At 60.3% G+C, this 24,386-nt stretch carries 27 protein-coding genes; 10 read left to right on the top strand and 17 right to left on the bottom strand.

Annotated elements, in window-relative coordinates:
* The first annotated feature begins 41 nt into the window (after nt 1–41).
* From OHL18_RS01705 to lpxA, 4 genes are all read left to right on the top strand, one after another.
* A complete protein-coding gene (locus tag OHL18_RS01705; protein WP_263373101.1) occupies nt 42–848 on the top strand; it encodes an SDR family NAD(P)-dependent oxidoreductase in 807 nt (268 codons plus the stop codon).
* 175 nt (nt 849–1,023) lie between these two features.
* Nucleotides 1,024–1,887 (top strand): hypothetical protein, encoded by an 864-nt coding sequence (locus tag OHL18_RS01710; protein ID WP_263373102.1) that lies wholly within the window; start codon nt 1,024–1,026, stop codon nt 1,885–1,887.
* 32 nt (nt 1,888–1,919) lie between these two features.
* Nucleotides 1,920–2,477 carry a 3-hydroxyacyl-ACP dehydratase FabZ gene (gene fabZ, locus OHL18_RS01715; protein WP_263373103.1) on the top strand — a complete coding sequence of 186 codons (558 nt, stop codon included), beginning with the start codon at nt 1,920–1,922 and terminating at the stop codon, nt 2,475–2,477.
* Nucleotides 2,474–3,256, top strand: a complete 783-nt coding sequence (gene lpxA, locus OHL18_RS01720) for an acyl-ACP--UDP-N-acetylglucosamine O-acyltransferase (RefSeq protein WP_263373104.1) — start codon at nt 2,474–2,476, stop codon at nt 3,254–3,256. Before fabZ ends, lpxA begins: the two co-directional genes overlap by 4 nt.
* A 28-nt stretch (nt 3,257–3,284) precedes the next feature.
* Here lpxA and OHL18_RS01725 read toward each other — a convergent pair whose 3' ends face one another.
* The 9 genes from OHL18_RS01725 to OHL18_RS01765 form a co-directional block, all read right to left on the bottom strand.
* Nucleotides 3,285–3,806, bottom strand: coding sequence for a DUF2321 domain-containing protein (locus OHL18_RS01725; RefSeq protein WP_263373105.1), 522 nt, complete (start codon nt 3,804–3,806; stop codon nt 3,285–3,287).
* A 328-nt stretch (nt 3,807–4,134) separates the two neighbouring features.
* Entirely contained in the window at nt 4,135–4,644 is a 510-nt protein-coding gene (locus OHL18_RS01730; RefSeq protein ID WP_263373106.1) for an REP-associated tyrosine transposase, read from the bottom strand.
* A gap of 214 nt (nt 4,645–4,858) precedes the next feature.
* Nucleotides 4,859–5,137, bottom strand: coding sequence for a virulence factor (locus OHL18_RS01735; protein ID WP_263373107.1), 279 nt, complete (start codon nt 5,135–5,137; stop codon nt 4,859–4,861).
* A complete protein-coding gene (locus OHL18_RS01740) occupies nt 5,137–5,352 on the bottom strand; it encodes a DUF5397 domain-containing protein (protein ID WP_263373108.1) in 216 nt (71 codons plus the stop codon). Before OHL18_RS01740 ends, OHL18_RS01735 begins: the two co-directional genes overlap by 1 nt.
* A 102-nt stretch (nt 5,353–5,454) precedes the next feature.
* Entirely contained in the window at nt 5,455–7,107 is a 1,653-nt protein-coding gene (locus OHL18_RS01745) for a M28 family peptidase (protein ID WP_263373109.1), read from the bottom strand.
* A 68-nt stretch (nt 7,108–7,175) separates the two neighbouring features.
* Nucleotides 7,176–8,423 carry an A/G-specific adenine glycosylase gene (locus OHL18_RS01750; RefSeq protein ID WP_263373110.1) on the bottom strand — a complete coding sequence of 416 codons (1,248 nt, stop codon included), beginning with the start codon at nt 8,421–8,423 and terminating at the stop codon, nt 7,176–7,178.
* Between the two features lie 92 nt (nt 8,424–8,515).
* On the bottom strand, nt 8,516–9,172 hold the full coding sequence (locus OHL18_RS01755; RefSeq protein ID WP_263373111.1) for a YdeI/OmpD-associated family protein: 657 nt from the start codon (nt 9,170–9,172) through the stop codon (nt 8,516–8,518).
* A gap of 30 nt (nt 9,173–9,202) precedes the next feature.
* A complete protein-coding gene (locus OHL18_RS01760) occupies nt 9,203–10,960 on the bottom strand; it encodes a L,D-transpeptidase family protein (protein ID WP_263373112.1) in 1,758 nt (585 codons plus the stop codon).
* A gap of 99 nt (nt 10,961–11,059) precedes the next feature.
* Nucleotides 11,060–12,274: a hypothetical protein gene (locus OHL18_RS01765; RefSeq protein WP_263373113.1), complete on the bottom strand. Its 1,215-nt coding sequence runs from the start codon at nt 12,272–12,274 to the stop codon at nt 11,060–11,062.
* A 165-nt stretch (nt 12,275–12,439) separates the two neighbouring features.
* On the opposite strand from OHL18_RS01765, the gene OHL18_RS01770 reads away from it, so the two are divergent.
* Nucleotides 12,440–12,877: a DUF2251 domain-containing protein gene (locus OHL18_RS01770; protein WP_263373114.1), complete on the top strand. Its 438-nt coding sequence runs from the start codon at nt 12,440–12,442 to the stop codon at nt 12,875–12,877.
* 85 nt (nt 12,878–12,962) lie between these two features.
* Here the strand turns inward: OHL18_RS01770 and OHL18_RS01775 are convergent, their stop codons facing one another.
* The 8 genes from OHL18_RS01775 to OHL18_RS01810 all read right to left on the bottom strand — a co-directional run bounded on the left by OHL18_RS01775 (nt 12,963) and on the right by OHL18_RS01810 (nt 18,193).
* Nucleotides 12,963–13,487, bottom strand: coding sequence for a 5' nucleotidase, NT5C type (locus OHL18_RS01775; protein ID WP_317890454.1), 525 nt, complete (start codon nt 13,485–13,487; stop codon nt 12,963–12,965).
* Nucleotides 13,488–13,524: 37 nt separating this feature from the next.
* Nucleotides 13,525–14,304 carry a zinc ribbon domain-containing protein gene (locus OHL18_RS01780; protein WP_263373115.1) on the bottom strand — a complete coding sequence of 260 codons (780 nt, stop codon included), beginning with the start codon at nt 14,302–14,304 and terminating at the stop codon, nt 13,525–13,527.
* Between the two features lie 80 nt (nt 14,305–14,384).
* The gene (locus tag OHL18_RS01785) at nt 14,385–15,101 is read right to left on the bottom strand and encodes a hypothetical protein (RefSeq protein ID WP_263373116.1); all 717 of its coding nucleotides are present in this window, start codon (nt 15,099–15,101) and stop codon (nt 14,385–14,387) included.
* An 86-nt stretch (nt 15,102–15,187) separates the two neighbouring features.
* On the bottom strand, nt 15,188–15,457 hold the full coding sequence (locus OHL18_RS01790) for a helix-turn-helix domain-containing protein (RefSeq protein ID WP_263373117.1): 270 nt from the start codon (nt 15,455–15,457) through the stop codon (nt 15,188–15,190).
* Between the two features lie 591 nt (nt 15,458–16,048).
* Nucleotides 16,049–16,633 carry a hypothetical protein gene (locus OHL18_RS01795; protein ID WP_263373118.1) on the bottom strand — a complete coding sequence of 195 codons (585 nt, stop codon included), beginning with the start codon at nt 16,631–16,633 and terminating at the stop codon, nt 16,049–16,051.
* Complete coding sequence (locus OHL18_RS01800) at nt 16,630–17,199, bottom strand: DUF4252 domain-containing protein (protein WP_263373119.1); 570 nt, start codon at nt 17,197–17,199, stop codon at nt 16,630–16,632. The genes OHL18_RS01795 and OHL18_RS01800 overlap by 4 nt, the downstream gene beginning before the upstream one ends.
* Before the next feature lie 102 nt (nt 17,200–17,301).
* Complete coding sequence (locus tag OHL18_RS01805; protein WP_263373120.1) at nt 17,302–17,685, bottom strand: hypothetical protein; 384 nt, start codon at nt 17,683–17,685, stop codon at nt 17,302–17,304.
* Nucleotides 17,669–18,193 carry an RNA polymerase sigma factor gene (locus OHL18_RS01810; protein ID WP_263373121.1) on the bottom strand — a complete coding sequence of 175 codons (525 nt, stop codon included), beginning with the start codon at nt 18,191–18,193 and terminating at the stop codon, nt 17,669–17,671. Before OHL18_RS01810 ends, OHL18_RS01805 begins: the two co-directional genes overlap by 17 nt.
* 110 nt (nt 18,194–18,303) lie before the next feature.
* On the opposite strand from OHL18_RS01810, the gene OHL18_RS01815 reads away from it, so the two are divergent.
* From OHL18_RS01815 to OHL18_RS01835, 5 genes are all read left to right on the top strand, one after another.
* Nucleotides 18,304–18,888, top strand: a complete 585-nt coding sequence (locus OHL18_RS01815) for an RNA polymerase sigma factor (RefSeq protein ID WP_263373122.1) — start codon at nt 18,304–18,306, stop codon at nt 18,886–18,888.
* A gap of 77 nt (nt 18,889–18,965) precedes the next feature.
* A complete protein-coding gene (locus OHL18_RS01820) occupies nt 18,966–19,502 on the top strand; it encodes a hypothetical protein (protein ID WP_263373123.1) in 537 nt (178 codons plus the stop codon).
* A gap of 20 nt (nt 19,503–19,522) precedes the next feature.
* The gene (locus tag OHL18_RS01825; RefSeq protein WP_263373124.1) at nt 19,523–20,260 is read left to right on the top strand and encodes a hypothetical protein; all 738 of its coding nucleotides are present in this window, start codon (nt 19,523–19,525) and stop codon (nt 20,258–20,260) included.
* Between the two features lie 145 nt (nt 20,261–20,405).
* Nucleotides 20,406–22,058 (top strand): DHA2 family efflux MFS transporter permease subunit, encoded by a 1,653-nt coding sequence (locus tag OHL18_RS01830; RefSeq protein WP_263373125.1) that lies wholly within the window; start codon nt 20,406–20,408, stop codon nt 22,056–22,058.
* 107 nt (nt 22,059–22,165) lie between these two features.
* Nucleotides 22,166–24,292 (top strand): DUF6600 domain-containing protein, encoded by a 2,127-nt coding sequence (locus OHL18_RS01835; RefSeq protein ID WP_263373126.1) that lies wholly within the window; start codon nt 22,166–22,168, stop codon nt 24,290–24,292.
* Nucleotides 24,293–24,386: the final 94 nt, after the last annotated feature.

The raw sequence follows: 24,386 nt of genomic DNA on the forward strand, positions 1-24,386 counted from the left end.
CGCGGCTTGCATGGCCTCCGCCGATTGGATAGCGTCTGTCTATGACCTCTTCCAACACCGGAGTTCCCCTATCGCTGAGCGGCCGCGTGGCGTTGATCACCGGAGGCTCGCGCGGTATCGGCGCGGCTTCGGTGCGGCTCTTCCGTAAGGCCGGGGCGAAGGTCGCCTTCAGCTACCAGTCCGCCGCATCGATAGCAAACAGCCTCGCCGCAGAACTCGGCGGCCCCGATCACTGCATCGCCATCCAGCAGAACCTGGCCAGCGCCGACGACGGCCGCGCCCTCGTCTCTTCCGCTGTCACCGCCTTCGGCCGATTGGACTGCCTCGTCGTCAACCACGGCGTCTGGCCGTCGCACGACGCGCCCATCGCGACCATGTCCACCGAACAGTGGCGCAACACCCTCAGCATCAATCTCGATAGCGCCTTCGGCCTGGTGCAAGCAGCAGTCGCCCAAATGCTGGCGCAACCTGTCTCTGGAGTCACGAACGCCAAGGGCCACATCGTCCTCGTCGCCTCCACTGCCGCCCAGCGCGGCGAGGCCTTCCACGCCGACTACGCCGCCAGCAAGGGCGCGCTGGTCTCGTTGACGAAGAGCCTATCTTCAGAACTTGCTGGCCAGGGCATCTACTGCAACTGCGTCGCACCAGGCTGGGTCGCTACCGAGATGTCGCAGGCTGCCCTCAACGACCCCGCTACGTCCAAGAAGTTGCTGGCGACGATTCCGCTGGGCCGGGTCGGCCACGTTGATGAGATCGCCGGGCCGATACTGTTTCTTTGTACGCCGTTAGCCGGATTCTGCTCGGGAGAGATCTTCAACGTGAACGGCGGCGCGGTACTTGTAGGCTAGACAATCAATTATGAGCAATCTCCCCTCGACAAACGCTAGCACCTTCGAAACCTCCGTCATCCTGAACGGAGTTTGGCGCGCTCCTGCGCCAAACGGAGTTGAAGGACCCCGACGCGGCTCACATCCCCCACGCCGCTCGAACCTTTCTTCCACAAGTACACACAACAAAGCTGCGATGAAATTCGGTTCGGCGCTGTCCTTCTGTGCGCTTCTCATAGCAGCACTCGCTACGCCCGCTCGCCTTCACGCCCAGGCGTCCGAGATCCCAAGTGCGCAGACCGCAGCCCAAAACGGCAGCCAGACCAACGGCGTCGATCAGGACAAGCGCGGCCGCATTCTGCTGGACCAGATGGTCGTCGCGCTCGGCGGGGACGCCTGGCTGAATCGCCGCACCGCGACCTTCCACGGCAACACCGCCGCCTTCTTCCGCGGCGAACCCAACCTCGGCTCCCCGCCATTCTGGGACTTCAAGCAGTTCGCCGACGCTACCCACCCCGAAGCCGACCGCATCGAGTACACCAAGAAGCGCGACATCGTGCAGATCTACACCGCCGGCAACGGCTACGAGATCACCTACAAGGGCAACAAGCCCCTGCCCGCCGAGCAGGTGAAAGACTACTTCCTTCGCCAGCGCCACTCGCTCGAATCCATCATCCACGTCTGGCTCAAGCAGCCTGGGATTGTCGTGCTCTACGAGGGCGCAAGCCAGGTGGAGCGCCGCCAGGCCGAGAAGGTAACGCTCCTCGGAGCCGACAACGACGCCGTCACCGTCGAACTCGATGCATCGAGCCACCTCCCCCTTCGCCGCACCTTCGAAACGCGCAACCAGCAGTTCAAGGACCACGACGAAGATGTGGAGCAGTACGACGACTACCACCTCATCCAGGGCATCATGACGCCGCTGACCATCAGCCGCTATCGCAACGGCGATCTTGCTAATCAGCGCTTCTATCTGGACGTAAAGTACAACGAACCGATCGAGCCGTCGATGTTCAACACCGACCTGCCGCTCAAGGCCAAGGGGAAGTCAAAGGATTGACAAAGGAATAGCAATTTATACTGGTTGCTGCCATGAGCGAGACAGAAGAAGCAGCAGCAGCAGTTCCGTACAAAACGACGATGGACATCGGCGAGATCATGGCGATCCTGCCGCATCGTTACCCGTTCCTCCTCATCGATCGCGTCATCGAGATGGAGCGCAAGACGCGCATCGTCGCCATCAAGAACGTCACCGCCAATGAGCCCCACTTCACCGGCCACTTCCCCGACTACCCGCTGATGCCCGGCGTACTGATCGTTGAGGCCATCGCCCAGGCGGGCGGCGCTCTTCTGCTCACCGAGATCCCCGACCGCGACTCGAAGTTGATGGTCTTCACCGGCATCGACAACGCCAAGTTCCGCCGCCCCGTCGTTCCAGGCGACCAGATTCGCATCGAGGTCACCGTCATCAACTGGCGCAGGACCGCCGTAAAGATGCTCGGCGTCGCGACAGTCGAGGGCAAGGTCGCCTGCGAAGCGACCGTCACCTGCATGGTCGTCCCACGTCCTGCGAAAGAGACGGCAAAGGAAGCCACGAAGCCTGCTGAATTAGCCACAGTCATCGCCCAGCCCGAGGTCACCCTCGCGTGAGCATTCACCCCACGGCGATCGTCGACGAAGGCGCAATCATCCCGGCAAGCTGCAAGATCGGCCCCTTCTGCACCATCGGCCCAAACGTCGTTCTGGGAGAAGAGTGCGAGCTGGTCTCGCACGTCGTGCTTGATGGGCACCTCACCGTCGGGAAGAAGAACCGCATCTTCTCCTTCGCCTGCATCGGCATCGCGCCGCAGGACCTGAAGTACGCAGGCGAGCCGACGCGGGTCACGCTCGGCGACAACAACGACATTCGCGAGTACGTCACCATCTCACGGGGAACTGTTGGCGGCGGTGGCCATACGACTGTCGGCTCCGGCTGCCTCATCATGGCCTACACCCACATCGGCCACGACTCGCACATCGGCAACGGCTGCATCCTGGCGAACTCCGCCACGCTCGCCGGCCACGTCACGGTCGAAGACTTCGCCGTCGTCGGCGCGCTCTGCCCGGTGCACCAGTTCTGCCGCATTGGCAAGTACGCCTACATCGGCGGCGGCACGACGATCACGCAGGACGTGCTGCCTTACTCACTGACCTCGATCGAGCGCAACAACCACGCGTATGGATTGAACAAGGTCGGGCTGGAGCGCAAGGGCTTCACGCCGGAACAGATCAAGGAACTTCGCTCGGCGTACCGGCTGCTGCTGGCCTCGAAGAGGAATACTTCGCAGGCGCTTGAGGCGATTCGCGAAAGTGTTGCGGCGAGTGGGGACGAACACGTCGCTTACCTTGCAGATTTCATCGCTAACAGCCAGCGTGGGATTATCAAGTAGAAAGGAAGGCCTTTCGACGAAGCCCGTCCTAGCCGCCCATCGCTCTCTTCGCGGCTTCGGTTGCCACATCAACTAGAATTTTCCTAAGCACATCTCCTGCGGCAGGCGCGACCTTAGCGATGAGTTTCTTGAAGCGGCTGGCTGCCAACCCAGTTCTGGCTGTCTCGACTGTCAAATCCGGGAAGGTGGCCTTAAGCGCGGCATTGTCCTCAGCGTTCAACTGTTCAAGCTCGTCCGTATATTCCCGAGCAGTTGCGAGGGCCGCTTCAGTCCAAGGAAAAGGCTTGCCGCAAGCACAACAGTAGGAGGGCCTTTCCGAACGATGTTCAATATCGTCGTCAATTATCGTTTCGCAATGCAGGCAACCATTGATGTTGTCGACGCCGCAGCGCGGGCAGAATGCTAGGCGCACAAGTTTTTCCCGCAGCTCTCTTTCCTGCCACTCGTGGAAAACACCCTTATAGCGGAGGCTGGTGTTTTGTTCGGGAGCAAAGCCATTGAAATGGCCGTTTCGGCAATAAATTGCATTCGGTATTACTAAAAATACCACTGCTGCTGGGTGCCCCCATCCGCCGCAACATTGCCTGATTCGGTAAGTGGAGCCTGCGCTTCGGACATCCTACATCCCACCCATGACGATAAAACCGTCATGGATGGGGCACCCGAAAAGTCTATTCCGATATAAATTGTCTCCACTGACCCGAGCAGTCTACTTTGAGACAAATTGTCTTTTCTGACCGAGCAGTCGACGGCGAGACAAGTTTTCTCTTCCTGGCCGAGGAAGCCTGGGTGCCCCATCCGTCGCGCCTCTGTTTCTCGCGACGGGTGGGAGGAACACAGCCCGACCGGAGAGCACTTCGCCCTAAACGGCTTCAACGTCATGGGTGGGACGACGCTCTCTCCCGGCGGTTCCATGTCCACTCCGACTCAATCTCGACTCTTCCAACGACTCCCGTCAAGTAGTGGCAGATGCTCGACCAATGCCAATCCTGCGGCTCCGCCACCAGACCGCGCTTCACCGGATTGCGGTGCATGTAGCGTAGCTTCTCGACCAGCTTGGCAGAGGTCACCACATTGAAGTCGTAGTACCGCGTCTGCCAGAACTGCTTCCGGTTGCCCTTCGCCTGCTTGGACACCTCGACCTTGAGCACATTGAGGGCCGCCGCGAGTTTGTATCGCTTCGGCTCCGAAACAAGCAGATGGACGTGCTCCGGCATCAGAACGTATCCAAAGACATAGAACTCATGCTTCTGTCTCAACCATTCCAGCCGGTCTAAGAACGTCATTCGGATCAGGTCATCGTCCAGATATGGCAGGCGGTGATAGCAACTGAAGGTGACGAAGTGATAGCTCCCACTCTCCTGATATCGCTTGAGGTTGTTGGGCATGTGCGAATCTCACTTCGGACATCCTACGTCCCACCCATGACGGTGAAACTGTCATGGATGGGGCACCCGATCAATCCAGGCCAAGATAGATTTTTCTTGCTGCCCCACAAAGTCCGGGTGCCCCATCCGTCGCGTCCTTGTCTCTCGCGACGGGTGGGAGGAACATTCGCTCCGGAAATCCTGTACCCCAGCCCCTACGCCAAGGACCGAAATCCTACCCCTTCATAAACCCCGTGAAGTCCGACCATTGCTCGACGCGGAACGCCCGGATGTCCCGAACCACCTTGGGGAACCACGGCAGGGCCTTCAGAGCATTCATCGCCAGCATCAGGTTCGCGAGGTCTTCACTCTCGCTCAGGAATACGCTGCCCTGCACCCTCTTGAACTCAAATTGCAAGAGGCTCTGCTCCACTTCGTCATAAGCTGCCCGAACACCTTTCGGGTGATGCTCCAAGGCATCGGCCACAACCAGATCGAACGCAATCGCAAACACTATACGGCCTCGGGGTCCTGAAGCATCTCTTCCACCGGATAGGCGGTAACTTCACCCGTACCAAAGACCCGGATAGTTACGGACTCCTTGCCTTGCACTGAACGCTCGGCTGGCCCGAGGACCTCGTACATCGGGCCTGAGGGGCCGAATGTCTTGAGTGTTCCCGTCAGGTCTTTTCTTGAGGGTGAAACTTCGGTCTGTGGTTGAGCGGCCATCACGAGCCTCCGTACCTGAATTATAGGACTCGTCCCGCCGCGCCGCGCTCTCTGTGCCCCATCCATCGCGCCTCTGCTCCTCGCGATGGGTGGACGTACGAGTTACCTCTGCTGGCTCGTCTTCCGCGCGCCCTCAAACTCATCCCCCGCCTTCCACTCCACCGTCTTCGGAGCGCTCAGCGCCTCCCACCCCAGCTCCATGCCAAACTTCGCCAGCTTCGCGTTGCTGGTGAAGTCCATGTCCGGCGTGTAGTTGTCGCTGAAGTTGTGGTAGCGGTGGGCCACGTAGTCGTCCTCCTTCGCAAGTCCCCACGCCGCATCGTGCCCGGCGAAGAGCGTCCCTTCGCCCACCGAGAACGACGGCACGCCGACGCGGGCGAAGCTGAAGTGGTCGCTGCGATAGTAGTGGCCGGCCTCGGGGTGCGCGTCCGGGACGATGGCCAGATGGAAGCGCTTGGCCGTCGCTTCGACCGTGGGGTAGAAGCTCGTCCTCTCTGAGCCGGCGACGTTCGTCTCCAAAGGATCGCCGAAGGGCTGGATGTCGTCGTAGTTCAGATCGAGCGCGATCTGACCGGCTGGGATCGGCGGATGCTGGCCGAGATACTCCGAGCCTAGCAGCCCCTGCTCCTCCGCAGTGACCGCCGCGAAGATGACTGAGTGCGGCGGCTTCAGCCCCGCCCATACTCTCGCCAGCTCGATCAGAATGCCGCAGCCGGTCGCGTTGTCCGCCGCGCCGTTGTAGATGTTGTCGCCCGCCATGCCAGGAACAAAACCCAGGTGATCGTAGTGCGCCGAGTACATCACGGCCTGATCTTTGCCCTTCATCTCGCCCGGCAGAATTCCTACAACGTTCGCCGACTCAAACGGCCGTACCGTGCTCTCGATATGCGCCTTCAAATGCACCGGCAGTTCGATCGCCTTGAAGCCCCGCCTGCCAGCTGCATCAATCTCAGCATCGGTCGCAGGCATAGCAGCGGCGGCGAAGAGCTTGTCTGCGACATCGTGATGAATCCACGCGGCGGCCTCGACCACCGGCTTGGCATCGTCCGCAAGGAAGGTCTTCTCTCCTGCACCCGAGTTCTGCACCACACTCCAACCATAGCTGGCAAGGTCAGTGCGATGAATGATCAGCGCGCCAATCGCGCCCTTCCGCGCCGCCTGCTCGTACTTGTAGGTCCAGCGTCCGTAGTAGGTCAGAGCCTTGCCGCCGAAGAACTTCGGATCATCAGACGGCGGATCGCCGACGATGATCAGCACCACCTTGCCCTTCACATCGACGCCCGCGTAGTCGTCCCAACCAAACTCCGGCGCGGTCACGCCGTAGCCAACGAAGACGATGGGAGCGTCGATGTTCGCAACAGTCTCATGTCGAGGATTGTTGACGACGTAGTCCGGCCCGAACTTCAGATCAATCGGCGAACCGCTCTTCGACACGAATGCCACTGACGACGCATCACGCTTTACGGTCATTCCAAAAAATCTGACCTGCTGGAAGTAGCTTCCGTTGTCGCCCGCAGGCTTCAGCCCGGAAAGCGCGAACTCCGTGGCAATATACTTCGCCGCAAGCTCACTGCCCCGAAGCCCGGGACCGCGGCCCTCCAGCAGGTCGTCGGCGAGGAAGCGCACATGCGCGCGGATCTTCTCGGCGTCAATGCTAGCTTCGGCCTTCGCGACCTCGGGCGGAACCTGCGCCCATGCGTATCCAGAGATTGATGTCGTCAGCGCAAGAAGAGTAGTTGCTGTGCGAAGGTTCATCGGCAATTCTCCTGAAAGTTCCATTCTGCCACCTCGCAGCCAAAGTAGAACGACCGAACTCTCGCTGCCTAAAACGAATCGTGGTCTTCGTCCTCGTCGACGACCGGCCTGGCTCTGCTCGACTGCGCATGGAACTCCGCAGTCGTCTTCTCAGTAACGACCGGGGCACGCAACGGCCTGACCGGCATCACGTCCAGCCGCTGCAGGACCTTGCGGCAGAGTCCGGTTAGCGGCAACTCCAGAAGCGTTGCCGTTCGAACCCAGTGAAGGTCTGCCTTCGCTATGGGCACGGCACGGCGTAGCGCCTTGTCCGAAGGCCCCATCGGCGCATAGACGCGGGCATAGTAGTTCGTGTTTGTGATCGCATGCCGAATCCGCAGCAGCGGCTCGCGGCTCGCCATCTCGTCTGCCTCCGCGTCCAGAGGAAGCGGCGGCAGCTCGTACATTCCCGCCATCAGGCTTGCCTCCGCCGGTCGCTGGGCAAGTAGAACCTCGGTCGCGACTCCGCGCTTTCGAACCGAGAGCAGGAAGGCGACCTCGCGGCTCCTCAGCTTCGCTCGCGGAGACGTGCTGTGCTCTCCTTTCGTGATGCAAAGCGAGCGCACCGGACAGTGGAGACAGAGCGGCGCTCGCGGAAGGCAGATCGTCGCGCCAAGCTCCATCATCGCCTGGTTGTGATCGCCCGGAGGGTTGCGCCTTGGCCGGGCTGCCGCAATTTGCTTGCCCTTGCCTGCCACTCCCGGATTGATCGCGGAACCAGCGTCGATCGACGCCGGAATGAGCTGTTGCGCGGTCGTTCGCAGGAACGCTCGCCCTGCGGCGGTTCGGTCCTCGGCTCGCCCGGTCAAGCGAAGCAGCACACGCTCCACGTTCCCATCGACGACAGCAACACTCTCACCAAAGGCAATGCTGGCGATAGCCGCCGAGGTATATTCTCCAACGCCGGGAAGGGTACGGAGCGCCACCGAATTTGTTGGCAGAACGCCGCCAAGCTCCTCCGTAATAAACTGTGCCGCCTTGTGCAACATGCGAGCGCGACGGTAGTAGCCAAGGCCACTCCAGGCTGCGAGCACCTCATGTTCCGGAGCAAGAGCAAGCGCCAATAAAGTAGGGAATTTGAGCAGAAACTCGTGATAGTGCTCAATCACAGAGGCGACGCGCGTCTGTTGTAGCATGATCTCCGAGAGCCATATGCAATAGGGGTCGACCGCACCGCGCCACGGAAGTTTACGCGCATGCACCCTGTACCACTCCATCAGGTTGCGTTGAAACAAGGCTGGATCTACTTCTGGCCCCACTTCCGTACGTCGTCCCATTGACCTACAGTCTCATGCCCTCGGGCAGGTTGCCAAACTTCATGCGATGAATCGTTGAACCGACGCCAACCTATGAGGTAAAAGGCGCTGCGTCAGCAGTTTTCATACTTCCAATTCAGCGATTTGCCTTCAGTAATCCATTGCACCGCGGTCTGAATCCGGCGCTCCTTCGTCTCGGCGCGCTTCGCTTCGAGTATCCAGTTTACGTACTCACGGCGGCAGCTTGGCGACAGCGTGGCAAAGGCTTCGGCGGCGCCCGGCTTCTCTTCAATTGCAACAAGGAGCTCAGGCGGCGGCTCTACTTCGGGCTTTGGCTTGCGCACCTTGGCCGGCTTCGGGTCAGTCGATTCGCTGAGGGCGATCGCCTGCCGCACGTACCCGAGCATCACCTTATCGGAAGGAAGATCGGCTATCGACGCAATCCTGCCGAACGCGCCTCGGGATCCCTTGGCGCCATCTTCCCCTGCGCGGCCATCCTGCTTCATCACCGCGGCCATCTCAGAGCTCCAAAAGCCGAAGCTGCAGTGCTGCTTGAACGCGGCCATGAAGCATAGCAGCGATCCGCGATAGAGAAAGAACGGTTGACTCCACTTGATCTCCTCGGAGATCTCCGGCGATGCTCGATGCACCAGTGCCCGCACGTGCGCGAGGATGGGCTGGGCAAAGACAGGCGCATCGGCGATGTACTCGTCGATACGCGCGGACTCACCACGAGATTCGGAAGCTCCACGGGTGGCCAGCTTTTTCATCGCCACAGTCTACCGAAGTGGCGGGAATTCTTACAGCGTGTCGCCGGGAGCCGTCTTCGCCACGATCGGCTCTCGCTTCACCGGGTAAGGCATTCCCTTCGCGAGTACAGCCTGTAGCTGCGCATCGTAGCCGTAGATGTCGTCGAAGAAATGGGTGTCGCCATCGTCCTCGACGAAGCCGGTGACGTAGAAGATGACGATCGGAATCGGCGTCTTCAGATTGACCTGGTGGTTATCGGGGCCTTTGTTCATCGCCTCGGTTACTTTATCGAGGTCCCAATCCTCGTTGTCCCTATCCTTCTGCCCATCGAGCACCCATGCCGCCAGCTTCGCCGGCTCCTGCACGCGGACGCAGCCATGGCTGAAGTCGCGCCGGGTGCGGTTGAAGAGTTCGGTTGCGGGCGTCGAATGCAGATAAACATCGTACTGATTGGGGAACATGAACTTCACCAGCCCCAGCGAGTTCTTAGGCCCAGGCTTCTCCCGCACCATCACCGCACCCTGCGCGACCTGGTGAGCCGTGTAGTCAGTAAGCACATCGCCCTTCGTGTTCGTCACCTCGAAGTTCTTGGTCGCGAGATAGCCCTTATTTGTAACGATATGAGGAACAAGTTCCTTGCGCGCGATATCGACCGGAACGCTCCAGTAAGGCCGGAACACGAGATACTTCATCATGTGCGCGAAGACCGGTGTCTCGTGCTCTCCTATCACCTTGCCCACAACGACCTTCATGGTGAACTCGGGCTGATGCTGCGCGTCGTAAGCGTGCAGTACAAACTCCGGCAGGTTCACGATGATTCGCGCATTCAGATACTGATCCGGTAGCCAGCGCCAGCGTTCCAGCGAGTCCTGCAACTGCGTTACGCGCGCCGATAACGGCACGTTCAGTGACTTAACCGTCTGCGGAGTCAGCTTGCCATCTTCGGTGATGCCGTGGCGATGCTGATACCGCTTCACTGATTCAGATAGAGCCTTGTCATAAACGGTTGTTGCTGTCTCGTCTGTGGGCGCATCCCCCTCCAGTTTTAGGCGATCCAGCAACGCCGGAGCCTCCGCAAGCGATTCGCCCACGCTCACGGGCTTCGCGACAACGGTCAGCGGCGCGGCGTTCGATTGGGTCTGCTGCTTCGCCAGATCGAGATAATGCGCGAGTGCCGCCTCCGTCTTGCGGTACTGCTCCGAGTTCGGCTCGACGGATGCCACCAACTTCGGCACGTCGTCCGCGTCGACGGCCTGGTCGGAGACAAACTCGGCCAAATCGTACTTCTTCGTATTCACGTCGATGTCGAAGTTAAAGTGCGTCGGATTCACACGGCCGATGTGCAGATCGGAGATATAGCGCATCACGGCAATCGTCATCGCCACATCGAACTGCGCGAAGTCGTCCTCGTTCTTGCCAGCCAGCTTCTGGATGCGCGCCGGCCAGCGGGAGGCGTCGTAGTCCTCCGGGTTCAACCCCTTCGCTGCGGCATCCTTGAAGGCCTGGATGAATGCGAGCGCCTGCTTCGTCGGCTTGCCGTCGCGTGTCCAGGCGACCTCGTTGTTGCGGTCGTCATAGAAGGTCGCGACCGCAGGCTGGTAGTCGGAGTAGTTCGGCCAGCGCAAGATTGATAGCGTCGGCGACTTCGTCACGGCCTCAATGTTGTCGGCATAGTCCGTCGTGTTCGGTGCGGAGACGGTCTTGCGATGGCGGTGGCAGCCATCCACAAACAGCAGAGCCGCGAGGAGAGTTGCCGTCGCAATGGTGCGAGAAGAGGGGCGGAGTCTTACTGTCCTGATCGAGTGCATCTGGGCCTGGCCGCCTGGGAGCTTGTATGGGTATTGAGTCGTTTCTTCGGCCCGTGGTCTGGCTTTTATCCAACTACGATGCAGCTTAGCGCATTCCCGCTAAATAGTCCGCGACAAACTGGTGAGAGTGTTGAGACAGAAGAGTACTTGCGCCAGAAGAATGGCGATGGATAGCGCCACAAAGATCCTGCGCTGCTTCGTTTCGAGCGCGTCCGCGAAGACTCCGCCGGCAAAGGTCAACAGGAAAGGAAGTGCCCACAGCCAGGGATAGCTAACCGTCTGCGTGGTTGTCAGCGCGAAGACCGCGAGCACCATCAACAGGGGCGTCGTATTGCCGAAGTAGCGGCAACGCTTGACTCCTAGATAAAGGATGGCAGCAACGCCTGCGGCAACCGCAATCGGGGCGTTGATGAGAGACGCAAAGAATCCCTTAGCCGCATCCAACGAAAACCAGAACCGCGCCCCGCCGCCGGTAAAGACATAGCTGAACGGTGCCAGCCGGAAAGCGAAGGACGCGAAGACGATTCCCAGAGCGCCGACCGCAGAGAAGATCAGGATCTGCATCACGTAGCTGCGCCGACGCTCCGCTAAATAGAACAGAAAGCCCGCAGCCGCCACGAAGCCGACCATCGCTGCGAGTAGATGCGCGCTCGCCGTCAGCCCGAGCGCGAGGACGAAGAGGCCAATCCTCGGCTTCCACTTCCTTCGCGGCCCCTGGAGTGCGTGCGCGACGCCGATGGCCGCATAGACCAGGCCGTAGAGTCCCCACATCGCAAGAATCTCATTGTTTGGCGAGACCGCGTACCGAATCACCGTCGGGCAGAAGCAATAAAGCCCCAGAGAGAGGAACGCGCCCTCGTCGCCGAAGAGCCTGCGGCAGACCCACCAAAGGCCGCCGCCCAGCCAGATCGCGAAGAAGACGAACGGCAGGTGCATCAGGAACTTCACCCCGGTCAGCGAGATCTGGTGGCGCATCTCCCACGTCGATCCGCCCAGAGAGCCGCCGACGTAAAGCCGGTCCTCGGGCTTGCGGAATTTGTCCGCACCCACCAGCACCAGTCGCTGCACTGTGAGAGGAAGCCCGGCGACACGATAGGCCATGGTGCCATCGCCATTCAGATTGCCGCAGGTGGTGAAGTAGCCGGCAAGCGGCGATGGCCGCTCCCACATCTCGCGCCCACAGAGAGCGTAGCGGTAGTCAGCCGGCGACAGCTGCTGCCGGTCGATCACCCACAGGCATTCGCCAAGAAAGAAGAGCAGGAGGAGTGCGGCAATCTGTTGCGGTCGGCCAATGTGGATCTTAGGAAGTTTCATCTTGATAGGAATCGAAGCCTGGTGCGAATGCCTGGGTGCCCCATCCATCGCGCTCTTGTCTCACGCGATGGGTGGGATGTATGAAGTCCAATCAGACAGCTTTTGCAGCCAGACCAACACCCCGACAGCCCCGCATACGAGTGTATCTTGAAGAAGAGAGGTGTCATGCAGTCGCTTTCCTTCACTCCCGGCCGTGCTTTCTTATCGTCAAACTCTACCGCCGTGCCTTGGACGGTCGTCTTTGAAGATGAAGGGGTTGCCGGATACTTTTATGCCTGCGACCGATCGCAGGAGACGCAGGAAAACAGCATCATGGACGCGATGCTGATCTACAACGTGGAAGCGCTTGCCAAGAGCGACGCCGAGCTGAAGCGCCCGGAGGCCACGCGCATCGCCAGCATCGAGTGGTCTCGCGATGGGCAACAAGCAGTCTTGTACCTAGACGGCACCGCCCAGGCGCTCTTCGACTTCCAGCAGCGCTGCGGATACTGCCGCATGGACTTCCCCAACTTCATGGCCGAGAACGGCGACACCTGGCGGAAGAGTTCGCACGCGTGGAATGAAAATGCGCTGCAGAGGTTCGAAGCGGCGCTTTACGTCTGAAATACAGGAAGAAGTGAAAAGGGAGAAGGGATAGGCCAATCCCAAAGCGTTTTTTCTCCCTATTCCCTTTTCACTTCTCCCTGCCCTACAGAAACATCGCTTCCACTTCCCGCCAGTTCTTCACGCGCCGGAAGCCCGTCACCGCAACATTGTGCGGCGATTCGAAGAGAATTCCCTCCCCGCTGAAGAGGCGAAGCTGCCGAGGGTTGTCGTCGATCAGGTAATCCGCGTGAATGATCGATTTGTTGCCGCAGAAGACGATGTGCGATGGCGGAATGAAGGGAAAGTGGCGCTCCAGCCATCGGTACTTCGGCACGAAGGAGGTCGGGAACTCCATGGCCGCCGTCGCAATGAACACCTCGTACTTCCTTTGCAACGCCTCGAGCACCCGTTGCGCGTCAGGCATCACATTCAGCACTTCGAAGAAGTCCTCCGACCGCAGGTACGCCTCGAGCGCGGGGTGGTGATCGAGCGACACCACGTCCCACAGCCACTTCCCGTGCAGATCGTCCTTGGTAATCTTGGCGTCGTGATCGCGGTTATAGCGGAGAATGTGTTCGGCGACGGCGTCCGCTATCACCTCGTCCATATCGATCGCAATTCTCTTCAAACGACCCTCACTCACACCGCCAAAGATACAGGAGTCCCTACAACGACCGGATAATCTGAGCGGCGATACTCTCGACCGGCACCGTCTTCCGCTGCGGAGCGTCCCGCGCCGGATCATAGTACAGCAGCCGCCCGCAGCTCTCGCAAGTCATCATCTGGTCGTCGTTGCTCCGGTCGCGAAGCTCGTTCCAGCGCTGCGGGCGCACCATCATCTGGCATGCCTGGCACTTCTGGTTCAGCGCTTCGGAGACCGCGGTTCCCTTACCCTTTGCGATGCGGTCATAGGTGGAAAGCGCTGCCTCGCTCACCTCGGCCCGCACGGCGGCACGTTGCACCTCGACCGCCGCCAGCAGCGTCTTGTCCTTCGCGACCGTCTCGGTGGCCCGGGCGCTCTCGCGTTCTAGATTCTTTGCGGCGGTTTCGACTGCCTCGTCCGCCAGCTTCTTCTGCGCTTCGAGCGCCTCGCTGCGTTCCATGCTCTCCAGCTCCGCGTCCTCAAAGCCGGAGATCTTGCTCTTGGCAAACGCAATCTCGTGCTCAAACGCTGTCGCCTGCACGGCGTTCGCAGCGTTATCCAGTTGCTTGGTGACCTTGGCGATCTTCGCCTGCTGGTCCTTTATGTCGGACTCCTGCCGGCGGCGCAGCGCCTCTTCTTTGGCGATCAGATCGACCACGACCGCACGCTGGCCCTTTACCGCCTCCAGCCTTGCCGTCAGGCTGGCGACCAGCTTGGGCAGCGCGACCATCTCGTCGCGCAGGCGCTTGGCCTCAATATCGTGGGTCTGCAGAACGATCAGCTTCTCTAGGTCTGGATGCATTACGGCTCCGTGAATCTCTCACCCCCAGCATAAGCGCAATGGGGTTTCGAGCAAATACACGGGCGTGATTCGCGCTGGCCTTAACCGGAGAAATCCCGGTGAGCCCGCTCGAGCAGGGAACGATTGGCGAAAACCTGAGCGTATCCGATACTGATGCACAAGAGTAATAAGGCTACCTCGAACGGGGTTCCGCCTTTGCTGTCCCTTGCAACCCACCATCCGGGCAAGCTCGAACGGGCCGCCAATAGCGCCGTTTGGAGGACCAAAAGCGTCAAGACAAATGCAAAGTGACGCAAGATGAGATTTGGAATCTGTGGCCGGACGGCAGGGCAAGTGAACAGGTATCGCCGCAGCCGTCCAGTAGCGGCAAAAGTTAGAAATACCTCCGCAAGGGTGTATGTGACTGCAGATGCTCGCTGTATTCCGTAAGGCATGTTGGCCCAGAGAAGAAATAGCGAGAAACCGCCTGCGGTCATGCCTAAGGACAGCACTGTCATCAGACCGAAACGGGCGAGCGAAAACGGCGCACTCCGGCAAGGATCGGAATATGGCCACGGTTGCGTTGTCCGAGCTTGGGGATCGAATGACACAATACGATCGACTGGAATGGATTGATGACCAAGAAGGACGCTCGCTTGGGATTGACTTGGCTGGATGACATCGACGACGATCTCGTTAAGTTCGTCGTCGAATTGGACTATCTCGGCGGCGAATTTCTCACCCTCCGCAGTCGTGAAAATACCCACCATGCCAAATTCGGTTTCATCCAGCCACTCTGGGAGTTCTTCGTTTAGCATTTGCAAACCAGCTTAGCAAGGGACGACCATTGCCAGAATCCTCTAGGTCGACACTGCACACGGCCGAAACATCTCCGTCCGACAAATCACGAAGCATGCAGGTCGATGTTGATAGATCCGTCCGGAAAGTCTGCCCGCAGTTCCGTGCCCCCCAGAGCCTCCACATACTCCCGCAATGTACTGAGGTACATATCCGTGCGGCCCTCAATCTTCAATACCGATCCCTGATCGACTCGCAGGCGCTCCGCCACGGCTACCTGGGTCAGGCTGCGGGCCTTCCGCATCTTGTCCAACGGCATCGAAGCCAGCGTCTCCTTCAGGCGAGCGTCCAGGCGCGTCTGGCTCTCCGGTGACATCGCTCCACGAATCTTTGTCCAGGCTCTCCATCGCAAGTCCTGCTGACTTCTCCCTGTTTTAAGCATAAGCGCGCCGGCGATTGCCGAGAGCGCTAATTTGCGTGATGCTAGAGTTCAAACCATGGATCGCCCGATTTCAACACGCAGAGCGGATGGCTGGGTTGAAACAGAAGCAACTATCATCTCGTGTAAACAAACTTTGGGTTCCCGGCTTAGTAGCGGAGCGGTTCAGAGCGATGGATACGATCTACTTCCGGAGTACACGGTCGTATTCCGCTACATCGTTGCCCAGCACGCGTTCACGGGCAAATATCAGGTGCATTCAGAACAGGCGATTGGAAGCACTCTGACAATCGCATATGACCCGATAAGGCCTAAGAGAAACACTGGCACCGATTTGGTTTACAAGCCGTGGGTCAGACTTCTTGCCTGGACTCTTGCGGCAGGTGGAGTCGCACTCGCAATCTACCTGGGGCTACGGCTCCCCGATTACTATCAGCCATTTTAACGACAGCAAGAATAGAAGCAGATTCCCTTCGGTAATGACAAACAAGTGGAGTGATTTGGGGTGGTGAATCTTCCGACTACTTTCTATTCGCTCGCCAGCGCCCCCACCGCACTCCGCTTCTTTTCATCCTTCGCGTCCTGCTCCTTCACCCACTTCGCCAGTTGCTCGGGATTCAGGGTGATGCTGACCATGTCGAGTTCTCGGCCAGCCTCGCCACCATCCAGATCGACTACGATCATCCGCGTGTGTTTGCCATCCGCGTCGCCCTGCACATAGACGAAGGAGTCATCCCCGCCCGCCTCATGCTGGCGGACCATGGGCGACCAGCGCTTGCTCAGCCTCTCCTTCACCAGATCGCCCAGCCCCGTGCGGTCTGACTCGCCCCACTTTGGGACATCTTCGAACTCCACCACCTTCATCCCGTGAACTCCGTCCTTCGTCACAGAGCGGGCGAAGAGGTTTGCCACCCACATCATCGGCACCGATCTCCCTTGGATCTGGTAGCGGTCCGCGATGCTCCGCACCAGACCATCGAAGTCTCGCCGCGCCAGCGCGTCCGCATCGTGAGCAGACGCACCGGCATTAGGAACGAGCATCAGCACCACGGCGAAGGTGACGCCGGCAAGGATCATCAGGATGCCATCCGAATACTCAGCGAGCTTTCTCATTTACCGATTCCTTTCAGCTTGGGGTCGTCCTGCGGGACGCCGTACTTGGCGCCGATCTTGGTCAACTCACGCATGGTCATGTGGCCCTTCAGGTGGACAAAGGTCAGCGCCCTCGGCTCGGCCTCGATGACGATCAGCTCCGTCGTTTGGCCCTCGGTGTCGATCTTCACGCAGACGCTGGTGCTGGAGTGCTCGCTGCGCTCCTTGACCACATAAGACCAGCCGCCCGCGTCGAGCCGCTTCTGGAACTCGGCGAGGTCCGCAATGTTGTACTCGCCCGCTTTGGCGTACTCGTACTCGCGCACCACGATGAAGTCCATCTTCCTCGCGAGATCTTTCTGCTGCTTGTCCCCGTCGCCGTCACCATCGTTGTCCATGAACTTGCCGGCCATGGCGAGCATGTTCTTATCGAGATTTACCTCGGTCGACGACTTCGCGCCCTTGGCAAACTTCTCCGTCCCGGCGAACAGGTCGTCCTGCACCTGCGGCTCCATCGCCCGCGCTCCAACGGTCAGCAGCAGAACCGCCGCCAGCCATCCTGCCTTGATTCGTCTTCGTCCGTTCATAACTCCCCCAATCTCCCTACACAAAAAAACGTCATCTCGACCGGAGCATCGCGAAGTCTCTTCGCGATGCGGAGTGGAGAGACCCCCGCATTTCGCTTGTAACTAATCCACGCCGTGCATAGTCTTCGTCCCTGCCTGATCGATCCGCTGCTGCACCACAAACAGCGTCCTTCCTGTCACCTGCATCGCCAACGCAAACTGCTCCGCCGCCTCACGGGCCTTTGCCTGCTCCTGTTCCTGGAGTTGGCGCTGCTGCTCCACCTGCTCGACATGATGAACGCCGAAGCCGAGAACAATTGCGACCAGCAACACTGCCGCAACCGCCATCCAATGGCGCGCGTTGGTCACCGCCATCGGGAACGACAACAAGCGACCCTGCCTCGATGCCGGAACCCGCTGCATCACGCGGTCCGCGAACCCTTCCGGCGCTTCAACCCGCTGCAGATCGCGCCTCAACCTTGCTTCGAAATCATCCAACTCGCTCACGCTTGAACTCCTTCAACATCACATCCGCCTTGCGCCGCAGCAGGCCAAGTGCGCGCTGCAGATTACTCTTTACCGTCGCCACCGGCTGGCCGAGCAGTGTCGCAATCTCGTCCGGTTCGAGGTCTTCCTGATATCGCAAGACAACGGCTCCCCGCAGAACCTCCGGCAAGGTCGAGACCATCTGCTCCAGCCTCACCTCTGCCCCGCCAACCCGATCGGCAATGGCAGCCTCGTAGCTCTCGTCCCACTGCTCCGCGCTCCAGTCCGGCCTGACTGCTTTTCTACGTAGCCAGTCCGTCGCGCGATTCGCCGTCACTCTTCGCAGCCAGAACCGGACGTGATCTTCCGACTCCATCTTCTTCAGCGCCGCGTACAGCTCGAGAAACGCATCCTGCGCGATCTCCTCCGCCGCTCCCCGGTCGCCCGCTATGCGCAGCGCGATCGAATACACCATGGACTGGTGCTGCTCGACCAGACTGCGGAACTGGCTTTCGGCGATAACTCCCATGCGGCTTACCTACCTATACGCAGCGCGACTCGATTCTGAATGCAAAAATTATCGAGCGGATGAGAATGTCGCCCGTCTGTGTGAATAGAGGGGCTCGGCAGAAGGGGCTTATGACGTCGTTCGAGGGATACAGCTTGGCGTTGCCGACAATCGAAAGTGCCAAGGCGAAAGAGGCCGAACCGCAGAGGGTTGAGTGCGCGATCGACCTTCCGGCTCTCGTCGGGACGTACTCTGCCCTGCTCTTCCGGGTCGCGCATTCGGTGCTGCGCAGCCGGAGCGACGCTGAGGATGTGGTGCAGGACGCGTTTGTCAGAGTATTGGAGCACCGCAGCAAGTTGCCCGAAGTCCGCGAGATGCGCGTTTGGCTGGTGCGGATCGCATGGAACCTGGCGCTCGACCGGCGACGGCGAATCAGGCCGGACCAGATGGACGAGGTCTTCGCGCAATCGCTGGTCGCAACCGGCACGCCCGCCGACCAGGCTTTGCACGAAGCGCAGCAGATGAGCAATGCATTGCGCGAGATAGAGAAACTTCCAGATGCAGAGCGCAATGTGCTCCTGCTCTCGGCCATCGAAGAGTTGGGAACGGCAGAGATTGCCCTGGTGTTGAAGAAGAGCGAGTCGGCAGTAAGAGCTTTGCTGTTCCGGGCAAGGACACGGTTACGCGAGCGGCTGGCGAAAGGAGGCAAGCGATGAGGAACGAGCAGATGAAAGCAGACGCGGCAATCGACCGCGTGCTAACGGGCCTTGCGGGCGTCGAAGCTCCAACCGAGATGGAGCAGAGAGTTCTGAAAGAGGTGCAGCGGCGTGCGACAGAGCAACAAGGATCAAGGTTTGTGTCACTCTCGACGTTTATTCGCTGGCAACCGTGGGCAGTCGCTGCGTGCGTGGTCGTGCTCTCGTTCGCCGCGTCAGTGGCAATACGTAAGCGGCATGAGCCCAGGCATGAAGAGGCTATTCTGAATCAGCACAAATCGCCCAATGTCGCGGCTTCCCCACAGATTGAATTGGCGGAAGCGCGGCCACTTCAATCTGCGTTCTCACCTTCTTTGCATAGGAAGAATGCCGCCACATCGGAAGCCCTGAGCGACGAAGAGGCGCTGGCGATCAGCGAGATGAAAGCGCCCAGCAAGCCAGCTCCACCACTGCCTCTGACCCACCAGGAAAGGTTGCTCGCTGAAGCCGTGCATCAGGACAGTCCCATAGATTTGTCCAGTCTGAGGCCTGAAGTGAGGGCGAAGCAGATGGAGTTGAGCAAAGCAGAGTTCCACGACTTTTTTGAACCGCCCCCCACAAAAAACAACGAATAAAACTGGAAGGAACACGAACGATGAGATCTTCAAAATTAGTCCTGGCCGGTGTCTTGGCCTTCGCCCTCGCCGCAACCGGCGCTCACGCGCAGGAGGATGGAGTTGCCAAGCCGATTACAAACCCAACCCAGGTCTTCCATCTCAGCAACATCAGTAATGCCACTGAAGCCACCGAGATCCTGGTTGCGATCCGAAACATGCTCGATCCAAGGGATAGGGTCGATCTCGTCTCGGCGCAGAGCGCCATCTTCATCCAGGCACCTCCGGATCACCTCGCACTCGCCAAAAAGATCATTGACGATCTTGACCGGCCGCGCAAGACCTACCGCCTCACCTACACCATCACCGAGATCGACGACGGCAAGCGTGTCGGGACCCAGCACTATTCCATGGTTCTTGTCTCCGGCCAGCGGACGACAATGAAGCAGGGAAGCAAGATTCCGGTCGCCACGGGTACGGTCACAGAGAATGGATCGCCCGCTACGCAGACCCAGTTCACCTATCTCGATGTCGGCCTCAACTTCGACGCCACGCTCGATGAGTCTGTCAACGGCGTCCGCCTCCGTTCCAAAGCCGAGCAGTCGAGCCTCGGTAGCGATAAATTGATCGCCGGCATCCAGGAACCGGTGGTTCGCCAGGCCGTCCTCGAAGGCACCTCCATCCTCACCCCCGGCAAGCCACTCATCCTGGGTTCGCTCGACATCCCGGACAGCACCCGTCGGCTGGACATCGAAGTCGTGATGGACGTCGTCAAGTAGTCGAAAAATAAGCGGGTGCCCCATCCATCGCAGTTTCATCGCGATGGGTGGGACGTAAGACGTCACCCAGCCGACTTTATTCATCCGAAGAACACCGCAATCACTGAATCCCTCCGCTTGCTCTGCGAATCCAACTTGGACAAGCATGGCAACCGCGACCGCGTCCCTCTCAGAACAGCAAGCAGCCGAATCCCTGGCCGAGCGCAACTGGCGGCCTCGCGCCAACCCGTGGGCCATCGCGCTCACCGTAACGCTGGCAACGTTTATGGAGGTGCTCGACTCCTCCATCGCCAACGTTGCCCTGCCGCACATCGCCGGCTCACTCGGAGCGTCGCAGGACGAGGCGACCTGGGTGCTCACCAGCTACCTCGTCTCGAACGCCGTGATCCTTCCGGCCAGCGCGTATCTCACGACATTCATTGGCCGCAAGAAGTTCTACATGATCTGCGTGGTCCTCTTCGGCATCAGCTCGATGCTCTGCGGGCTCGCGCCTTCGCTGCCGATCCTCATCTTATGCCGCGTGCTACAGGGTGCTGGCGGTGGTGGTCTCGCGCCGTCTGAGCAGGCAATTCTCGCCGATACGTTCACCCCAAAGCAGCGCGGACAGGCCTTCGCGCTGTACGGCCTCGCAGTGGTCGTCGCTCCGGCCATCGGCCCAACGCTCGGCGGCTGGATCACCGACAACTACAACTGGCGATGGATCTTCTTCATCAATGTTCCGATCGCGATCCTGTCGCTCTTTCTCACCAACCGCCTTGTCGAAGACCCACCGCACATCGCGAAGGAAGTTGCTGAATCGAAGAAGGGCGGATTGAAGCTCGATCTCTTCGGCTTCGGCCTGCTCGCTTCGGGCTTCGGGTCGCTCGAGTTCATCCTCGACAAGGGCCAGGAGGACGACTGGTTCGGTTCCAGCGTCATCGTCTTCTTCACGATTCTCTGCGTCACGTCGCTGGTCACGCTGATCTTCTGGGAGCTGTACCAACTCAGAATCAAGAACCGCCCCGTCCTCAATCTCACGCTCTTCAAGCGCAAGACCTTCGCGATCCCGTTTGTGCTGATGTTTGTGCTCGGCTTCTCGCTCTACGGAACGACCGTGCTGATCCCGCAGATGGTGCAGACCCTCTATGGATATACCGCGGAGCTCGCAGGTCTGGTCATCTCGCCGGGCGGCGTCTGCATCATGCTGATGATGCCCGTTGTGGGCTTTCTGGTCGGCAAGACCGATCCGCGCTATCTCATCTGCTACGGGTTCTTCATCCTCTCCACCTCGATGATCTGGATGCACGGCCTTACGCTCGAAGCCAGCTTCAAACACATCATGTGGCTGCGCGTGTATCAGGCATCAGGCCTCGCCTTCCTCTTCATTCCGATCAATACGGTCACGTACACGGGCGTTCCTCGAGCGCAGAACAACGACGTCTCCGGGCTGACCAATCTCGCCCGTAACATCGGCGGCTCGGTCGGAACGGCGTTTGTGGCAACCATGCTCTCTCGCGGATCGCAGCGCCATGAAGCCCTGATGATCCGTAACCTCACGCCGGCGACCAGCAACTTCAACCATATGGTGGGCCAGCTCAAGGGCTTCTTCGGAGGACACGGCGGCAGCGGCGGCAATAACATGACCGGCCCTGGCACCCATACCGCGCAGGCGTACATCTACAACCAGCTTCATCGCCAGTCCGCGATGCTGGCCTACCTCGACATCATCTCCATCTTCGCCGTCTTCTGCGCGTGCATGATTCCGCTGGTTATTGCCATCGGTAAGATCAAGCCCGCAGCTGACGCTCCGGTACATTAGCTCCTCTGACCGCGTCGATTTCTGAAAACCCGTGTTACACCCTCCGTGGTACAACAACGTGGCGGTCCATCACGATGGCCGCCCCTTGTTGATCCAGGAGGCACGACATGCAAGCACGCAAACTTTTCCGGCGCGGAGCCGTTCTTCTACTTCTTCCGCTACTGTCAGCCTCGACGCTCCTTGCCCAGTATGACCAGAGCTATCAGGGCGACCCGCCGGCCTCCATCGCCCGCATCGGATATCTGAACGGCAACGTCTCGCTGCAGGCCTACGGTTCCGATCAATGGGCGGATGCGCCGATCAACTATCCGATGGTTGGCGGCGACCGACTCTACACCGGGCCGGGATCCCGTGCCGTCGTCCAGCTTGGCGGCGCAGAGATGCGCATCTGGCAGGCCACCGACGTCACGCTCACCAACCTCTCCGACAACTTCGAACAGATCGGGCTTGCCCAGGGAGCGCTTCGCCTGCGCGTCTTCCAGATGGAGCCGGGCAGCCAGATCGAGGTCGACACGCCTAACGGCGCGGCCCTGATCAACAGCCCCGGCGACTATCGCATCGAGGCCTTCGCCCAGGGCGGCGGCCAGTACGGCGATCAGGACGCCAGCTCCATCCTCACCATCAACTCCGGAAACGCCCAGCTCACCGGACCGAACATTAATCTCCCTGTATCGAGCGGCTATTCGGTCGGTCTCTTCGGCCAGAATCCCGTCCAGCTTCAGTATCTCGATGTGCCCGACTACGACGATCTCGACTACTGGAGCATCTCGCTCGACCAGCGCCTGCAGCGGTCGGTCTCCGCTCGCTATGTGAGCCCGCAGATGGTCGGCTACGGCGATCTCGACAGCTACGGGACCTGGTCGCAGGACCCCGAGTACGGCCCGGTCTGGTATCCGACGAGCGTGCCCTATGGATGGCAGCCTTATTCCACCGGCCACTGGGCTTATGTGCAGCCGTGGGGCTACACCTGGGTCGATGACGCACCGTGGGGCTTCGCTCCCTTCCACTATGGCCGCTGGTCGCTGCGGGGCGATCGTTGGGGATGGTTCCCCGGGCCGCCGGCTGTCCGCCCTGTCTACTCGCCCGCGCTCGTGGCCTTCGTCGGCGGAGCGCCCGGCGGCGGTGGCCTCTCGATCGGCATCAGCTTCGGCGGTGGTGGAGGAGGTATCTCCGCATGGTTCCCCATCGGCGTCGGCGAGCCCTACGTCCCCTGGTATCGCTGCAGCCCGCACTACGCCCAGCAGGTCAACGTGACGAACGTGAACGTCAACGTCATCCGCAACGTGACCGTGGTGAACAACTACAACACCTATATCAACAAGACGGTCATCAATAACACGACGATCAACAACACCACCGTCAACAACACGGTCGTGAACAACTTCAACTACTCCAACCGCCGCGCGGTCACTGCCGTTCCAGTCAATGCTGTCGCGTCAGGCGCTCCGGTCGCCCGGCAGATGGTTCACCTGACGCCGCAGCAGGTGCAGCAGGTGGCTCAGGCACCTATCTCCGTCCGTCCGACCGCACCCGCTCCGACCGTTGCCCACCCGTCGCTGGTAGCAGCCGCGAACGTCGCCCGGCCCGTCACCCGCCCAACCCTGATGACCCCTACCGGCCGGCCCGCACGTGCGGTCGCCAGCAGCGCTCCGGCAAGACCCGTCGCCGTCAACCAGTTGCCGCCTGCGCGGATCATGCCGAAGACGCCGCCACCTCCGCCTGCCGCCCCGAAGCCAGTGCAGCAGAGCCGGGTCAACCAGCCGGTGAACGCGAGCGCGCCGATTCGGCCCGTCGTTCAGCCTGCGCCGGTGGCTCGTCCGGGTCAACCGCCGGTGCAGCAGCCGGTCGCGAGGCCGGTGATACCGCCTGCCCAGCAACCCGTGCAGGAGCACTCACAGCCCGCGCCGGTCACACGCCCGGCCCCGGTGACCGCAGCCCCCATTCAGAGGCCTGCGGCTTCGCAGCCACAACCGCAGCCTCGTCCGGTCGCACCGGCGCCGGAGGTGAATCGTCCTGTGCAGCTACCCCAGCGTCCGGCCCCGGCACAGGAGGTCAAGCCACAGCAGGAGCCCGTTCGCCCCGCGCCGCCGGTTCGTCCTGTCGCGCCTCCTCCTCAACCTCAGCCACAGCAGAAACCGCTGCCGAAGCCTCAGGCAAAGCCGCAGCAGAGGCCAGAAGACCGGCCCCAGCCCAGACCGAAGGAAGAGCCTAAGCAGGACGAGAAGCCGAGCTAACTTCCTCGGTACGATGAACCAGAGAGGCCTCGCTTAGGCGAGGCCTCTCTGGTCTGCTCTTCGCCGATCCAGTACCCGGTGTTCTACCATCGAC

The sequence above is a fragment of the Granulicella aggregans genome (genome assembly GCF_025685565.1).
GTDB classification, from domain to species: Bacteria; Acidobacteriota; Terriglobia; order Terriglobales; family Acidobacteriaceae; genus Edaphobacter; species Edaphobacter aggregans_B.

Coding starts and splice junctions, on each gene's coding strand:
- OHL18_RS01705 (WP_263373101.1), top strand. CDS start 42: ATGACCTCTTCCAACACCGGAGTTCCCCTATCGCTGAGCGGCCGCGTG.
- OHL18_RS01710 (WP_263373102.1), top strand. CDS start 1,024: ATGAAATTCGGTTCGGCGCTGTCCTTCTGTGCGCTTCTCATAGCAGCA.
- fabZ (WP_263373103.1), top strand. CDS start 1,920: ATGAGCGAGACAGAAGAAGCAGCAGCAGCAGTTCCGTACAAAACGACG.
- OHL18_RS01730 (WP_263373106.1), bottom strand. CDS start 4,644: ATGCCCAACAACCTCAAGCGATATCAGGAGAGTGGGAGCTATCACTTC.
- OHL18_RS01740 (WP_263373108.1), bottom strand. CDS start 5,352: ATGGCCGCTCAACCACAGACCGAAGTTTCACCCTCAAGAAAAGACCTG.
- OHL18_RS01745 (WP_263373109.1), bottom strand. CDS start 7,107: ATGAACCTTCGCACAGCAACTACTCTTCTTGCGCTGACGACATCAATC.
- OHL18_RS01750 (WP_263373110.1), bottom strand. CDS start 8,423: ATGGGACGACGTACGGAAGTGGGGCCAGAAGTAGATCCAGCCTTGTTT.
- OHL18_RS01755 (WP_263373111.1), bottom strand. CDS start 9,172: ATGAAAAAGCTGGCCACCCGTGGAGCTTCCGAATCTCGTGGTGAGTCC.
- OHL18_RS01760 (WP_263373112.1), bottom strand. CDS start 10,960: ATGCACTCGATCAGGACAGTAAGACTCCGCCCCTCTTCTCGCACCATT.
- OHL18_RS01765 (WP_263373113.1), bottom strand. CDS start 12,274: ATGAAACTTCCTAAGATCCACATTGGCCGACCGCAACAGATTGCCGCA.
- OHL18_RS01770 (WP_263373114.1), top strand. CDS start 12,440: ATGCAGTCGCTTTCCTTCACTCCCGGCCGTGCTTTCTTATCGTCAAAC.
- OHL18_RS01780 (WP_263373115.1), bottom strand. CDS start 14,304: ATGCATCCAGACCTAGAGAAGCTGATCGTTCTGCAGACCCACGATATT.
- OHL18_RS01785 (WP_263373116.1), bottom strand. CDS start 15,101: ATGCTAAACGAAGAACTCCCAGAGTGGCTGGATGAAACCGAATTTGGC.
- OHL18_RS01790 (WP_263373117.1), bottom strand. CDS start 15,457: ATGTCACCGGAGAGCCAGACGCGCCTGGACGCTCGCCTGAAGGAGACG.
- OHL18_RS01795 (WP_263373118.1), bottom strand. CDS start 16,633: ATGAGAAAGCTCGCTGAGTATTCGGATGGCATCCTGATGATCCTTGCC.
- OHL18_RS01800 (WP_263373119.1), bottom strand. CDS start 17,199: ATGAACGGACGAAGACGAATCAAGGCAGGATGGCTGGCGGCGGTTCTG.
- OHL18_RS01810 (WP_263373121.1), bottom strand. CDS start 18,193: ATGGGAGTTATCGCCGAAAGCCAGTTCCGCAGTCTGGTCGAGCAGCAC.
- OHL18_RS01815 (WP_263373122.1), top strand. CDS start 18,304: ATGACGTCGTTCGAGGGATACAGCTTGGCGTTGCCGACAATCGAAAGT.
- OHL18_RS01820 (WP_263373123.1), top strand. CDS start 18,966: ATGGAGCAGAGAGTTCTGAAAGAGGTGCAGCGGCGTGCGACAGAGCAA.
- OHL18_RS01825 (WP_263373124.1), top strand. CDS start 19,523: ATGAGATCTTCAAAATTAGTCCTGGCCGGTGTCTTGGCCTTCGCCCTC.
- OHL18_RS01830 (WP_263373125.1), top strand. CDS start 20,406: ATGGCAACCGCGACCGCGTCCCTCTCAGAACAGCAAGCAGCCGAATCC.
- OHL18_RS01835 (WP_263373126.1), top strand. CDS start 22,166: ATGCAAGCACGCAAACTTTTCCGGCGCGGAGCCGTTCTTCTACTTCTT.